Source organism: Xanthomonas albilineans (genome assembly GCF_009931595.1).
Lineage (GTDB): Bacteria > Pseudomonadota > Gammaproteobacteria > Xanthomonadales > Xanthomonadaceae > Xanthomonas_A > Xanthomonas_A albilineans.
In genome coordinates, this window is record NZ_CP046570.1 from 1,279,391 (window position 1) to 1,292,764 (window position 13,374).

Below are 13,374 nucleotides of genomic sequence, written 5' to 3' on the forward strand. Positions count from 1 at the left end.
AGGTCACCCTGAATCGTGGCCTGATGCGGTAGATCCACCGATCCGCTACATCGTTATACCTCGCTTCCTCCTTGCAACCAGCCGCCGCAACCCACGGCGTACCCACCCCTGAGACATGTTCCAAGGAGAAAGTCCATCATGAGCGACGAAAATCACACTCGCGAGGTAGGTTTAGTGAAATGGTTTAATGATGCCAAAGGTTTTGGGTTCATTAGCCGCACGAACGGCGAGGATGTGTTCGTACACTTCCGCGCTATTCAGACCCAGGGCTTCAAAAGCCTCAAGGAAGGCCAGAAGGTGAGTTTCATCGTGGTCCAAGGCCAGAAGGGCCTGCAGGCCGACGCGGTGCAGCCGGTCTGAATCCCCATTGCGGACGGCTTGGTCCGCACGCAAAATGGCCCGCGCTGCGGGCCTTTTTGCGTTGGAGAGACCTGGGGGCGATCAGCGTGGCACGACGCGGCCGTTCACCACACGGACGTAGGTGTTCTCGCCAATGCCGGCCAAGTCGCGCTGGTTGACGACGAGTATGCGGCCGTCGTCCATCTGCACGCGGATATCGTAGGTGTCGCTGGTGACGTTTTTCTGGATCTGGTTGCCGGCCAGAGCGCCAGCGGCCGCACCAGCCACTGCGGACACGTTCTGGTTGCCCTTGCTGCCCCCTGTGTGATCGGAAATTTCATGGCCGGCGATCGCGCCGACGATGCCGCCGAGGATCGCACCGGTGGCCGACGGTGCGGTGCGCCCAGACGGTACCGTATCGATGCGGGTCACAACGCCGCAATCGACGCAACGCGTTTCGGCGTAGCCGCGCGATGGCTGGCGGTAGTCGCCGCTATAGCCGCCGCCGTAGCCGGGTGATGTTGCACAGCCTGCCAGCGCCAGGGTGGCCACTGCGCCGGTGACAAGTAAATGGATCTTCATGTGTGCTCTCCTCGACAGGCGGTGATGGGGCGCGGCATGCCGCGCTCAAGGGAATGCTCAAGGGAATCGTGTCGGCCATAGCGTGAATACAACGCCAACCCTCGTGCTGATGTTCAGCCTGGGCGTCTGGGGCGTCAGCCGTAATTCAGCGGAAATCGCGATGGCAGGCGTCGCACTGCTCGTCGATTGCCTGGCGCGCTTGCGCGAGCGCGGTGCAGTCGGCCGGCGGTGTTGCCAGCGCCATATCCACTTGCGCGCGCAATGCATCGGCGTGTTCACGGAAACGGCTGTCGTCGTTTAGCTCGGGGAAGGCCGTGTCCAGCTCGCCGCCGAGAAGGCGCAGCGTGCGCAGCGGCACCTGTGTATCTGGAGCATTGCAGTGATGCAGGGCACGCGCACGTTCGAGCAGCGCCAATTGTCTGCCCATGACCTGCATCAGGCTGCGTGGAAATAGATCTTGTCGCGCCTGCATCACGCGCAAGCCCATGACCGTGACGGCCAGACCGATCAGGATGCCGGCGCTCAATACCAAGAGATAACGCGAAGCGGCAGTGTGCGGGGACGTCGTCGTCATGGGTGCAGCATGTGGGTGGCGGACATAGAGGGTAAGACTTATGCGCGCAGCGTAGAGGAAGATGCCGTGTAAGTAGCATCGATAGCATAAAATGCCTGCATGAACGAACAATTGCACGAGCGCTTTGCCGGCATCGACCGACTATACGGGCGTGGCAGCATCGAACGGCTGGCGTGCTGCCGGGTGGCGGTGGTGGGCATGGGCGGGGTCGGTTCGTGGGTGGTGGAGGCGCTGGCGCGTTCGGCGCTCGGGCATCTGACCCTGATCGATGCCGACGACATTTGCGTCTCCAACACCAACCGGCAATTGCCGGCGCTGGCCGGGCAGTACGGACGCAACAAAGCAGTGGCGATGCGCGAACGTTGCGTGGCGATCAATCCGATGATCGAGGCGGTTGCGGTCGAGGCGTTTCTGGCCCCGTCCAACATCGCCGAGTTGCTTGGCGACGGTTTCGATCTGGTGATCGATGCGTGCGACAGTTTCCGGGTCAAGGTCGAGAGCATCGCCTGGTGTCGGCGTCGCAAACTGCCGCTGCTGACCGTGGGCTCGGCTGGTGGGCGTACCGATCCGACCCTGGTGCGTGTGCGCGATGTCTCGCGCACCGAACACGACGCCATGCTGGCGCTGATCCGCAAGAAGCTGCGCAGCGAGTTCCATTTTCCGAAGAATCCGCAGCGTTACTTCGGCGTACCGGCGGTGTATTCGCTGGAGAACGTGCGCTATCCGCAGGCCGATGGCAGCGTCTGCGGCTTGCGGCCTGCATTGGGCGCGGATGCGGCCTTGAACCTGGATTGCGGCGCGGGTCTGGGGGCGGCGACGCACATCACGGGTGCCTTTGCGTTTGCCGCCGTCGGCAAGGCCCTTGAGTTGCTGCTGAAGCGTCCTGCCGATCGCGCAGATGGCGGACATCCGGCGCGCGTCCCTAGTACGACTGTTACGTATTCGCTTGCGCAGTGACCAACTGTTCCAGATCGTGTGGCGATTGTGGCCGCCCGAACAGGAATTCTGGGAGCCGTCGACAGCCCATCGCCGAGAGCATATCGCACTGCGCGGTGTCTTCGATCGATGACGTGCCAACGTGCAGATCGCGCGGCCCATTTCACAGTTTCGTTCGAAATACCTGCAAATGCGCTGTCAGCACGGTTCTGTGGAGGTTGTTTGCAGTCCGAACAACTGCCGTGCATTGCGTGTTGTCTGTGCGGCGATGACGGCCGCTGGCTCGCGACGCAGCGTGGCAATGGTGTCCAGCACAGTGCGCAACCGTGCCGGTTCGTTACGGTGACCACGGATCGATGCGTCGGGTTGGTCGGGTGCATCTGTTTCCAGCAGTAACTGCTGCAGTGGCAGTTCTGTGGCCAGTCGTCGTAGCCGTTGCGCACGCGGGTAGGTGATCGGACCACCGAGGCCGATCAGAAAATCCAGGTCGCGCAATTGCCGGGCTTGCTCGGCGCTGCCAGCGAAACTGTGCACGACGCCACGCAGGCGTCCGACTTTGCGGATCGCCAGGATCACCGCGTCCACCGAGCGCCGCGCATGCACGATCACGGGCAGGTCGAACGTGCGTGCCAAGTGCAGTTGCGCGGCGAAGTAGCGTTGCTGCTCGGTGGGATCAAGTCCAGCGACGAAGAAGTCCAGGCCGCATTCGCCGATTGCGCAGGGGCGTTCGCGGGCGACCCAGTCGGCGAGTGCTTCCAAGTGTGTGGACCGATGTTGTGCCAGGAACAGCGGATGCAACCCATAGGCAGAATGCAGATCTGGTGCCGTCGCGCACACCGCGCGCAGTGTGGGCCAGGAGGCCGCCGTCACCGCGGGCACGATCTGTGCGACGACGCCGGCGTTCTGTGCGCGGGCGATGACCGCAGCGCGGTCGTGGTCGAAGGCGTCCGCGTCCAGATGACAGTGGCTGTCGATCAATTCCATCGGCGCTCAGTGGTGCAGATGAGGCGTGCTGGAGATCGGCGGCCCAGGCTGTTGCATGCCCGACAGGAATCGGTCGGTGGCCATCCGCAAACGCCTCGGGTCGCGCAATTTTCGGCTCATTGCGGCAGCGCCAGCATGATCGAGTAAGGCATGGAGGGTTCTCCGATCAGTGGATGGAAACGCTAACACGCCCGTCATGCTGGCGTTTTTATCGTGGTCGCCGATGACGCTGGAGTAGATTGCTGAATATGGCTGAATAGGTAGCGGATTTGTTCAGCTTCGGCGTGATAATCACAGCACCGTAGACAACGCGGCCAGCCCGCAGGACAGACAGGAGAGAGACGATGAAGACCACGACGACAACCATTCTGGTCGCGGCTGGCGCATTGCTGGTCGGCGGTGCCGCGACGGCGGCGTTCATGAACAACCACAACAGGCCCGATGATTACTCCGGCAGCGTCGATGTACGTTCGGCGCTGGGCAGTAGCCGTGGCGATAGTCCGCTCGGCAACGGTGTCGGCGGCAGGCTGGAGTACGCCGATGTCGTACGGGTGGATCCGATCACCCAGCAGCAGCCGCACTATGCCGATGTGATCGGCGTCCAGCCGTTGCGCGAGATCGCCACCACCGACATGCCGCGGCATGTGTGTCACGACGTGGTGGTGCAGGAGCGCCTGCCGCGGCGCGACGTCAACAACATTGGCGGTACCGTGATCGGTGCCTTGGTCGGTGGCTTGGCCGGTAACCAGGTCGGTCATGGCGGTGGTCGCAGTGTCGCGACCGCGGCCGGTGCGGTTGCCGGCGGCTTCATCGGCAATCGCATCGAGCAGAATTACGTCGGTGGCCGGGTGGTGGATCGTGACGTGCGCCGTTGCCACACTGAGGATGGCGTCGCCGAGTCCTCCCGTATCACCGGCTACGACGTGACCTATCGCAACGACGATGGCACCACCGGTACGATGCGTATGGACACCCGGCCGGGGAGCCGCATCCAGTTGGGCAGCCAGGACGTGGTCAAGGGCTACGACGTGACTTACCGCTACGACGGCCAGGAAAAGACTGTGCGCATGGATCAAAAGCCCAATAGCGATCGCCTGCCGGTGCTCGATGGGCGATTGGTGACGCAGACGGCCTCTGCCGTCGATACCATCAGCCAACGCTGATTCGGCGGCGAAGGTTCCCGACGAAGGCCGGCGCATGCGCCGGCCTTCGCATGTGTGCATTTGCATGGTGGACGTTCGTATCGACGACGCGCGTCCCCGCATGTTCCTGCATGGGTTGCGTGGACATGTGCATCCTCTGCATCGACGCATTGCGCCCGTGAGCGTTGTCGAGACCGCACGCGAGGTAACTCATCGGGTTGGCCTGGGCCGGTGGAATCGGGAAACCGGCGCCACGCAACGGTTCTGGCAGGTTCTCAACGGGTTGTCCACAGATTTGTCCCTGGCTGGTTTCCACACCGTCGATTAGCATCTGCGGTCGGGCTGCGGTGAAGCCGCGCCCGCCGACTGCGCCTCCAGAGAGAAACCCCTGCCCATGTCAGCACGTCCCGGCTACCGCGGCGATCGCAAAAGCGAGCGTGGCGAACGCAGCGAGCCGCGTCTGGATCAATTGCGCGTGCCACCGCACTCGATCGAAGCCGAACAGGCCGTACTTGGCGGCCTGATGCTGGCACCGGACGCCTACGACCGGATCAACGACCAGCTCACCGACAAGGATTTCTACCGGCGCGACCACCAGTTGATCTACCGCGCGATCCGCGAACTCGCCGAAAAGGACCGTCCGTTCGACGCGGTGACCCTGGGCGAGTGGTTCGAGTCGCAGGGCAAGCTGGAGATGGTCGGCGATGGCGCTTATCTGATCGAGTTGGCTAGCACAACGCCTTCGGCCGCCAACATCGGCGCCTACGCCGAAATCGTGCGCGATAAAGCGGTGCTGCGGCAATTGATCGAGGTCGGCACGGCGATCGTCAACGACGGTTTTCAGCCGGAGGGCCGCGAGAGCGCGGAGCTGCTGGCCTCGGCGGAGAAGGCGGTGTTCCAGATCGCCGAGGCCGGCGCACGCGGGCGCCGCGATTTCGTCGCCATGCCCGGCGCATTGAAGGACGCGTTCGAGGAACTGCGAAGCCGCTTCGAGAGCGGCGGCAACATCACCGGCCTGCCGACTGGCTATAGCGATTTCGATGCGATGACCGCCGGCCTGCAGCCGACCGACCTGATCATCCTCGCCGCGCGTCCGGCGATGGGCAAGACCACCTTGGCGCTGAACATCGCCGAGTACGCGGCGATCAAGTCGAAGAAAGCAGTGGCGGTGTTCTCGATGGAAATGTCCGCCTCGCAGCTGGCGATGCGCCTAATCTCCTCCAACGGCCGCATCAATGCCCAGCGCCTGCGCACCGGCCAGCTCGAGGATGAGGACTGGGCGCGGGTCACCGGCGCGATCAAGATGCTCAAGGAAACCAAGATCTTCATCGACGATACTCCGGGCGTGTCGCCGGAGGTGTTGCGTTCCAAGGCGCGCCGGCTCAAGCGCGAGCACGATCTGGGCCTGATCGTGATCGACTATCTGCAACTGATGTCGGTTCCCGGCAACAGCGAGAACCGCGCCACCGAGATCTCGGAAATCTCGCGTTCGCTCAAGGGCCTGGCCAAGGAGTTGGGTGTGCCGGTGATTGCGTTGTCGCAGCTCAATCGCTCGTTGGAGACGCGCACGGACAAGCGCCCGGTAATGGCCGACCTGCGTGAATCCGGCGCGATCGAGCAGGACGCGGACATGATCGTGTTCATCTACCGCGACGACTACTACAACAAGGAAAATTCGCCGGACAAAGGGCTGGCCGAGATCATCATCGGCAAGCACCGCGGTGGTCCGACCGGGTCGTGCAAGCTCAAGTTCTTCGGCGAATACACCCGCTTCGACAATCTCGCTCACGATTCGATCGGCGCCTTCGAGTAGTTGCGCGCCGGTCTTCGTCGCATCCGCGGCATTGGTCGATGCCGTGTGCATTGGCGCGTTCCGGGTCAGTGCGATGCGCCTGTGGTTCTAGCGACGCTCACCTGGCCGATGCGGCCGATCCGTATCATGGCGCATCTTTCGCTGCTCCTCGCGTGCGTATGAGCTACGCCATCGTCTGGTTCCGGCGCGATCTGCGCCTGCACGATCAGCCTGCTCTGCACGCCGCCCTCGCGGCGGGCCATACCCCCGTGCCGGTGTACCTGCACAGTCCCGAGGACGAAGGCGACTGGGCGGCCGGGGCCGCGTCGTGTGCTTGGCTACAACGCTCGCTGGCCGCGTTGGACGCGCAGTTGCGCGCCTGCGGTTCGCGTCTGATCCTGCGCCGGGGGCCGGCCGAGCACGCACTGCGCCAGGTGATCGCCGAATGCGGGGCGGTCGCGGTGTACTGGAATCGCCGTTACGAGCCGGCCACGCAGCCGCGCGATGCCCGGCTCAAACGCGAATTGCGTGCGCTCGGATTGGAGGTGCATAGCCACAATGGCGCGTTGTTGTTCGAGCCTTGGCAATTGGCGACCCAGCAAGGTGGCCCGTACAAGGTGTTCACCCCGTTCTGGCGCAGTGCGCTGAGTCGCTGGCAGGTGCCTGCGCCGATGCACGCGCCTGCCACGTTACCGCCGCCGCCGCAGGCACTGCACAGCCTGGCGCTGGACGCGCTCGGGTTGATGTCGGCGCACGATTGGGACCGCGGCTTCTGGGAGTGCTGGCAGCCGGGCGAACAGGGGGCGCACGAGGCCCTGGACGTATTCGTCGATGGCGCACTACGCGACTATGTTGCCGGTCGCGATCGGCCCGATCAGGTCGGCACGTCGCGTTTGTCGCCACACCTGCATTTCGGTGAAATCGCACCATGGCGGATTGTCTCCGCTCTGCAACAGCACCGTCGCGCCGCCACCGGCACGGCGATCGATGGTTATATCCGCCAACTTGGCTGGCGCGATTTCGCCTATCACTTGCTGCACCATTTTCCGCATACGCCCGAGCGCAACCTCAATCCGCGCTTCGAGCGTTTCCGCTGGGCGACCCCGGGTCCGGTGCAGTTGCAGGCATGGCAACGTGGACGTAGCGGCGTGCCGATCGTCGATGCCGGTCTGCGCGAGTTGTGGCGCACCGGCTGGATGCACAATCGCGTGCGCATGATCGTCGCCAGCTATCTGTGCAAGCATCTGCGCGTGCATTGGTCCGAGGGGGCGCGCTGGTTCTGGGACACGCTGGTCGATGCCGATCTCGCCAACAACACGCTGGGTTGGCAATGGGTGGCTGGTACAGGTGCCGATGCCGCACCGTATTTTCGCGTGTTCAATCCGGTCACGCAGGCGCAGAAGTTCGATCCGCAGGGCGCGTACATCGCGCGCTGGGTGCCGGAGCTGGCGGCGCTGCCGGTCGCCGATCGTTTTGCGCCGTGGTTGGTGCCGCAGCGTTTGGCGCGTGTCGCGCCGCACTATCCGCGTCAGCCGATCGTCGATCTGGCCGCTGGCCGCGATGCCGCGCTGGCCGCGTACCGTGAAACCGTCGCTGGCTGAGCAGTCGCGCTGCGCGAGAACAGCGTGGACACGATTGACGCCCTTCGCCGGGCCATGATTCACTCCGGATCCGCACAGGAGCCCGCATGGCCGCCAGCAGATCAGCTCGCCGTAATTCGCAGCGCGAACCGATGTCCCGCGTGGATACCGCCTGGTTGCGGATGGACCGGCCGACCAATCCGATGATGATCACCGGCGTGCTGATGTTGGACGAGCCATTGACGTTAGAGCGGCTTAAACAACTGGTGCGCAAACGTTTTCTGGCGTTTCCACGTTTTCTGCAAAAGCCGGTGGAGACCGCCACCGGGGCCTATTGGCAACGCGACGACGATTTCGACTTGGATTGGCACGTGCGTCTATCGGCATTGCCTGGGCGTGGGCAGAAGAAAGCGCTGGAGCGGTTTGCCGGGCAGATGGCGTCTACGTCCTTGGACAAAACCAAGCCGCTGTGGCAATTCCATTTGATCGAGCGCTACGAGGGCGGTTCGGCTTTGGTGGTGCGTATCCACCACAGCTATGCCGACGGCATCGCTCTGGTGCAGGTGCTGTTGTCGCTGACCGATACGCAACGCGTGCCGGAGCCGTCGGCACAACTTGGCCGCGCCTGGCTGAAAGACGATGGCAAGGAGGTGGTGCGCCGGGTCGGTGCGATGGATCGTTATCTCAAGCTGGGCGGGCGCATGTTCGATAAAGGTCGCGCAATGGCGCAGGATCCCAACCTGCCGACCATACTGGCGCGCGAAGGCGGGCTGATCGGCCGCGAACTGGTCAACGCGCTGCTGTTGTCCGACGATCCGCCCACGCTGCTGCGCGGTCGTCTCGGCGTCAGCAAGCGTGTGGCCTGGGCCGCGCCGCTGGACTTGAGCGAAGTGAAGGCAGTTGGCCGCGCTTGCGATTGCACGGTCAACGATGTGCTGATGGCGACCATGGCCGGTGCGTTGCGCGACTACATGCTCGAACGCGGCGAACGCCTGGAGGGAGTGACCCTGCGCGCCACGGTGCCGGTCAATCTGCGTCCGCTGGAACACGCGCGCAAGCTCGGTAACCACTTCGGTCTGGTGTTCCTGGATTTGCCGGTGGGCGAAGCCAATCCGGTGCGGCGGCTGCAGTGCGTCGCCGCATCGATGCAACAACTCAAGCAGTCGCGGCAGGCGATGGTGGTGTTCGGGTTGTTGGCTGCGGTGGGGATGGCGCCGGCGGCGTTGCAGTCGGCGGCGCTGGATTTGTTCAGCCGCAAAGCGACCACGGTGGCAACCAACGTGCCGGGGCCACAGCAACCGCTGTATCTGGCGGGGAGTGGGGTGCGCGAGATGATGTTCTGGGTGCCGCAGACCGGCTCGATCGGCGTTGGCGTGTCGATCATGAGCTACAACCATCGCGTGCATTTCGGCCTGATCGGCGATGCGCGGCTGATCCCCGATCCGGATGCGGTGATGCGGCGTGTGGCGGCCGAGTTCGAGAAACTGCTGTACCTGGCGCTGATGGGGAACTGGGAGTATCCGTTGCGTGCAGTGGATGCGGAAGGCTTGTTGTCGCTTCCCTGAACCGTGCGCATGCTGCGCATGTCCCAGTTCATCCGCATCGCGCACAGGACTGTTTAAGCTGACCGCCCCTCCCTCCAGTTTCGGTAGAGATCACGATGAAAGCGATCGCCCTTTCAAGTCTGTCCGTTGCACTGATCGGTGCGCTGTTGCTATCGGCCTGCGCCACCGGCGGATCGTATGTGCAACGCGATCAAAACGGCCAGCCCACCGAGCAAGAGAACCGTACCGGGCGCGGTGCGTTGATCGGAACCGCGGTGGGAGTGGTCGCCGGTCTGCTCAGTGGCAGCAGTGCCACCGAACGTCGTCAGCACGCGATGATTGGCGCCGGTATCGGTGCGCTGAGCGGCGCGGCGATCGGCAATTATCAGGACCGCCAGGAGCGCGCGTTGCGCGAACGCACCGCCAACACCGGCATCGACGTGCGCCGCGATGGCGACAACATCACCTTGAACCTGCCCGACGGCATCACTTTCGATTTCAATCAGTCCACGCTCAAGCCGCAGTTTTATTCCGCGCTCAACGGCGTGGCGAAGACGTTGAGCGAGTACAACCAGACCATGATCGAAGTGGTCGGTCATACCGACAACATCGGCAGCGATGCGGTCAATCAACGTCTGTCCGAACAGCGTGCGTCCTCGGTGGCGGCCTACCTGACCGCGCAGGGCGTGCAGCCCGAGCGTATCCAGACCCTGGGTGCCGGCAAGAAGTATCCGATCGCCGACAACAGCACCGAGGCCGGGCGTGCGCAGAACCGTCGTGTGGAGATTCGTGTGGTGCCGCTGCGTTCCTGATCCAACCCAGACGATACGGATTTGCGGTCAATGTCTGCGTCGGTCCGGCGACGATGCGCTCGTGCGGTGTTGAGCGACGCGCTCAGTCCTGTGTCACGTCCTCGGCCACTACGTAGGTATCGCGGCCTTTGTTCTTGGCCTGATAGAGCGCGGTGTCCGCGCGCGAGAACCAGTCCTGCCATTGTTGTTCGTCGCACAGCATCGCCGCGCCCAAGGACACGGTGATGGCCCCGCTGGGGCTATGCAGGACGCTGCGCGTTGCCTCATACAGGCGCTTGGTGAACGCGGTCAGTTCGTGTGTCGATTGCAGCCGGGTCACGATCACGAATTCTTCGCCGCCGAAGCGGAACACCTCGTCCGGCGCATGCACTTGCAGTCGCAGCAGTGCGGCGAGTTCAGTCAGGGTTCGGTCGCCTTCGGCGTGCCCGTGTAGGTCGTTGACCTTTTTGAAGTGATCGATGTCCAGCACGATCAGTCCGTGTCGCCGCACCGTCCGGCGCGGGTCGGCCACGCATTGTGACAGGCTGCGTTCCAGCATGCGTCGGTTCGGTAGAGCGGTCAGTGCGTCGTGCGAGGCCAGTTGTTCCAGTTGCACCCGGTCGTCTTCCAGGCGCAGCGACAGGATATAGCCCAGCCCGGTGATGAGGAGCGAAACCGTCAACAGCGAGAACATATGTTCCGGGCCGAGGAGAGTGCCAGGGATGATGAGCAGCAGCATCACGATCAGCGTGATGTTGCAGGCCAGTCCCACCGTGCGCCCAACCACGAAGAAGTTGCTCATCATCACCAAGTACAGCCATGGCACCGCCGCATGGTGCAGCGCATGGCAGACCAGGGCGCAACCCAGTAGCCAACTCAGCGATAGCAAGGGGCCCATGCGTCCGTCGCCATGATGCAACGACAGCCAAGTTGCCAGCGCCGCCAGATTCGCCAATGCCAGGCTGGCGACCGCCGTCCAGGGTTGGTCCAGCGATGCCTGGTAGGCCCCGAACAGCAGGAGCAGTGCCGAGGTGGACGGCCCGAGGATCTTGATGATGCCGAGCCGGAATTGCCGACGCATGGACAGACTCATGGCGCCGGGCTCGCAGGGCCGTGTGGGCTCGGGTGGCATGGAGGGATGATGCGAGAAACGATAGGCATAGAACGGCGCGGTTTAGGCAAAAGCGTCCGTATTTGGAAGGCAAGTTTCATGCCGGACTGCACGTTGCGGAGCCGTTTCGCGCATTGCGTATCCGGACGGACAGGCCATTGTGTTGTTCAGTCCTATCGGCGGGCGACCATTGTCACAGTGCTGATGCGCGCAGCGGGCAGCGATGACTTCTTTCGCCTATGGCCGCCGCCGCATCGGGGGCGCGTGGCCACTTCGATTACAGTCTGCGGCGTGGTGGGCGACATTATTTCGCAACGTCGTCAGGACGCCGTCGTAACAGTGCTGCGCGCATGCTTGGCCTACCAGCTGTGCGGCCCAAAGCGACGCGCAGGGCTGCTTCAAGGATGCAGGCATCCGCGGCTGGACCAATTCTTTAGCGCACCGGCCGGCTCGTAGGGCTGCCGGTGCGGATTTCATTTCGGCCCATCGTGCGGCACTTGCGGATCTTCCGGTTCAATTGGCCTTATACATCGCCATCACATCCTGCCTTAGCGCGCGCTGGCTATCGGCGCGGTTGTAGAACATGTGGCCGCCGGGGTAATTCTTGACCTGAACCCGGTTCGGGTCATTGCCCATCACCGGCATCTGGTCCACGATCAGCACCGAACCCATGAAGGGGCAGGAGAGGTCGTTCCAGCCGTGCACGATCAGCACGCGCAGTTTGGGATCGATCGCCACCATCTGTCGCAGTTCGGTCACTGAGCCTTTGTGTGGATCGTCGTTCCAATCCCACCGCGCGTTCAAGTCGTAATTCAGCGCATGGTAGCGCGCATCCACTTTCCAGCCGACTACACGGGTCACGAAGTCGACCATCGCGGTGGTGGTGGGAGCAATGATGCTGTCCAGTATTGGATCGTTGGAACGCTGCTCGGGTGCGTTAGGGAACGGGTCGAAGGCGGTGACGTTGGAGTCGTAGCGGCTGCCGAGTTCGCCTTTGTCGCGGAACACCTCGCGCAGATAGGCCTGGGTCTCCAGGCGACCGCCTGCGCGGCGCACGAAAACCGGATCCAGCCCCGTCATTGCGGTCACCTGCTCGATCATGCGTGCGCTGCCCGCCGGGTCCGAACGTCCGCGCAGCAGCGCAGTGACGTATTCGCCGCGGGTGTATTCGATCACCTTGTGCATTGCCTCGGGCGTCAGACGTCCTTCGCGCTCCAGATGCGCGGCTGCGATCGAGGGCAGGGTCAGCATCCACGGCAGCGGCGAGACGTCGCCGTTGTCGTCCATCGGGTTCAGATATGGTGAGACCAGCACCACGCCATTCATCCCCACCCCGAGCTGGGTCTGCAGATAATGGGTGATGCGTGGGCCGCGGAAGCCGCCATAGCTTTCGCCGACCAGGTACTTGCGCGATTGCAGACGCTGGTTTTTCAGCAGCCAGTCGTAGATGGTGCGCGACAAATATTCGACGTCTGCCTTGGGTGTATAGAACTGCTTCTTGGCCTGTTCCTCATCGATGCGCGAACGACTGAAACCGGTGCCAACCGGATCGATGAACACCAGATCGGTGAAATCCAGCCAGGTGCCCGGGTTGTCGTGCAGCTGAGCCGGTGCCGAGGTACTGTCGCCCTCGCTGCCGAAAGTGACCACCTTGGGGCCGATCGCGCCCAGATTCAGATAGACAGAAGCCGCTCCGGGGCCGCCGTTCAGCGCGAAGGTGACCGGTCGGTCCTTGCCGTCCATGGTGTAGGCGGTGTACACCACGTCGGCGATGATTTTGCCTTGGCTGTCTTTGATCGGGAGCGTGCCGACCTTGACCTTGTAGTGCAGTGTCTTGCCGTTCAACTGGGTGGTCTGGCCGGTTTGCGCATCGGCTGGCAGCGGCGCGGGCTTGTCCGCGTCGGCATGCTCGGCTGCATCGGACTTCTCATTGTTGTGCGCCGTCTCGGTGGCGAGCGCGGTGGAGAACGGCAACATGGCCAGCAATAGCGCGCTGGCG

12 protein-coding genes are annotated in these 13,374 nt (G+C 63.4%); 7 read left to right on the plus strand and 5 right to left on the minus strand.

The genetic code is table 11. From position 1 onward, the window contains the following. The first annotated feature begins 138 nt into the window (after positions 1-138). Positions 139-360: a cold-shock protein gene (locus XaFJ1_RS05375; protein WP_012915650.1), complete on the plus strand. Its 222-nt coding sequence runs from the start codon at positions 139-141 to the stop codon at positions 358-360. Between the two features lie 81 nt (positions 361-441). On the opposite strand, the gene XaFJ1_RS05380 is transcribed toward XaFJ1_RS05375, so the two are convergent. Further along, the gene (locus tag XaFJ1_RS05380) at positions 442-921 is read right to left on the minus strand and encodes a glycine zipper 2TM domain-containing protein (RefSeq protein ID WP_012915651.1); all 480 of its coding nucleotides are present in this window, start codon (positions 919-921) and stop codon (positions 442-444) included. Positions 922-1,066: 145 nt separating this feature from the next. Further along, positions 1,067-1,495: a cytochrome c gene (locus XaFJ1_RS05385; protein ID WP_045756784.1), complete on the minus strand. Its 429-nt coding sequence runs from the start codon at positions 1,493-1,495 to the stop codon at positions 1,067-1,069. 99 nt (positions 1,496-1,594) lie between these two features. Between XaFJ1_RS05385 and XaFJ1_RS05390 the strand changes: the two genes are divergently transcribed. Next, positions 1,595-2,452, plus strand: coding sequence for a tRNA threonylcarbamoyladenosine dehydratase (locus tag XaFJ1_RS05390; RefSeq protein WP_012915653.1), 858 nt, complete (start codon positions 1,595-1,597; stop codon positions 2,450-2,452). Between the two features lie 177 nt (positions 2,453-2,629). On the opposite strand, the gene XaFJ1_RS05395 is transcribed toward XaFJ1_RS05390, so the two are convergent. Beyond that, a complete protein-coding gene (locus XaFJ1_RS05395; protein ID WP_012915654.1) occupies positions 2,630-3,415 on the minus strand; it encodes a TatD family hydrolase in 786 nt (261 codons plus the stop codon). Between the two features lie 344 nt (positions 3,416-3,759). On the opposite strand from XaFJ1_RS05395, the gene XaFJ1_RS05400 reads away from it, so the two are divergent. The 5 genes from XaFJ1_RS05400 (at position 3,760) to XaFJ1_RS05420 (ending at position 10,285) form a co-directional block, all read left to right on the plus strand. Continuing rightward, positions 3,760-4,578 (plus strand): glycine zipper 2TM domain-containing protein, encoded by an 819-nt coding sequence (locus XaFJ1_RS05400; protein WP_012915655.1) that lies wholly within the window; start codon positions 3,760-3,762, stop codon positions 4,576-4,578. Between the two features lie 373 nt (positions 4,579-4,951). Further along, positions 4,952-6,370, plus strand: coding sequence for a replicative DNA helicase (locus tag XaFJ1_RS05405; protein WP_012915657.1), 1,419 nt, complete (start codon positions 4,952-4,954; stop codon positions 6,368-6,370). A 158-nt stretch (positions 6,371-6,528) separates the two neighbouring features. Beyond that, complete coding sequence (locus XaFJ1_RS05410; RefSeq protein WP_045756786.1) at positions 6,529-7,950, plus strand: cryptochrome/photolyase family protein; 1,422 nt, start codon at positions 6,529-6,531, stop codon at positions 7,948-7,950. 86 nt (positions 7,951-8,036) lie between these two features. Then, positions 8,037-9,494 carry a WS/DGAT/MGAT family O-acyltransferase gene (locus tag XaFJ1_RS05415; protein ID WP_012915659.1) on the plus strand — a complete coding sequence of 486 codons (1,458 nt, stop codon included), beginning with the start codon at positions 8,037-8,039 and terminating at the stop codon, positions 9,492-9,494. Between the two features lie 95 nt (positions 9,495-9,589). Next, positions 9,590-10,285, plus strand: a complete 696-nt coding sequence (locus XaFJ1_RS05420) for a YiaD family glycine zipper/OmpA-like lipoprotein (protein WP_012915660.1) — start codon at positions 9,590-9,592, stop codon at positions 10,283-10,285. Between the two features lie 82 nt (positions 10,286-10,367). On the opposite strand, the gene XaFJ1_RS05425 is transcribed toward XaFJ1_RS05420, so the two are convergent. Further along, a complete protein-coding gene (locus XaFJ1_RS05425; RefSeq protein ID WP_012915661.1) occupies positions 10,368-11,357 on the minus strand; it encodes a GGDEF domain-containing protein in 990 nt (329 codons plus the stop codon). 531 nt (positions 11,358-11,888) lie between these two features. Next, the gene (locus tag XaFJ1_RS05430) at positions 11,889-13,352 is read right to left on the minus strand and encodes a S10 family peptidase (RefSeq protein WP_045756787.1); all 1,464 of its coding nucleotides are present in this window, start codon (positions 13,350-13,352) and stop codon (positions 11,889-11,891) included. Positions 13,353-13,374: the final 22 nt, after the last annotated feature.

Coding starts and splice junctions, on each gene's coding strand:
- XaFJ1_RS05375 (WP_012915650.1), top strand. CDS start 139: ATGAGCGACGAAAATCACACTCGCGAGGTAGGTTTAGTGAAATGGTTT.
- XaFJ1_RS05380 (WP_012915651.1), bottom strand. CDS start 921: ATGAAGATCCATTTACTTGTCACCGGCGCAGTGGCCACCCTGGCGCTG.
- XaFJ1_RS05395 (WP_012915654.1), bottom strand. CDS start 3,415: ATGGAATTGATCGACAGCCACTGTCATCTGGACGCGGACGCCTTCGAC.
- XaFJ1_RS05410 (WP_045756786.1), top strand. CDS start 6,529: ATGAGCTACGCCATCGTCTGGTTCCGGCGCGATCTGCGCCTGCACGAT.
- XaFJ1_RS05420 (WP_012915660.1), top strand. CDS start 9,590: ATGAAAGCGATCGCCCTTTCAAGTCTGTCCGTTGCACTGATCGGTGCG.
- XaFJ1_RS05425 (WP_012915661.1), bottom strand. CDS start 11,357: ATGAGTCTGTCCATGCGTCGGCAATTCCGGCTCGGCATCATCAAGATC.
- XaFJ1_RS05390 (WP_012915653.1), top strand. CDS start 1,595: ATGAACGAACAATTGCACGAGCGCTTTGCCGGCATCGACCGACTATAC.
- XaFJ1_RS05405 (WP_012915657.1), top strand. CDS start 4,952: ATGTCAGCACGTCCCGGCTACCGCGGCGATCGCAAAAGCGAGCGTGGC.
- XaFJ1_RS05385 (WP_045756784.1), bottom strand. CDS start 1,495: ATGACGACGACGTCCCCGCACACTGCCGCTTCGCGTTATCTCTTGGTA.
- XaFJ1_RS05415 (WP_012915659.1), top strand. CDS start 8,037: ATGGCCGCCAGCAGATCAGCTCGCCGTAATTCGCAGCGCGAACCGATG.
- XaFJ1_RS05430 (WP_045756787.1), bottom strand. CDS start 13,352: ATGTTGCCGTTCTCCACCGCGCTCGCCACCGAGACGGCGCACAACAAT.
- XaFJ1_RS05400 (WP_012915655.1), top strand. CDS start 3,760: ATGAAGACCACGACGACAACCATTCTGGTCGCGGCTGGCGCATTGCTG.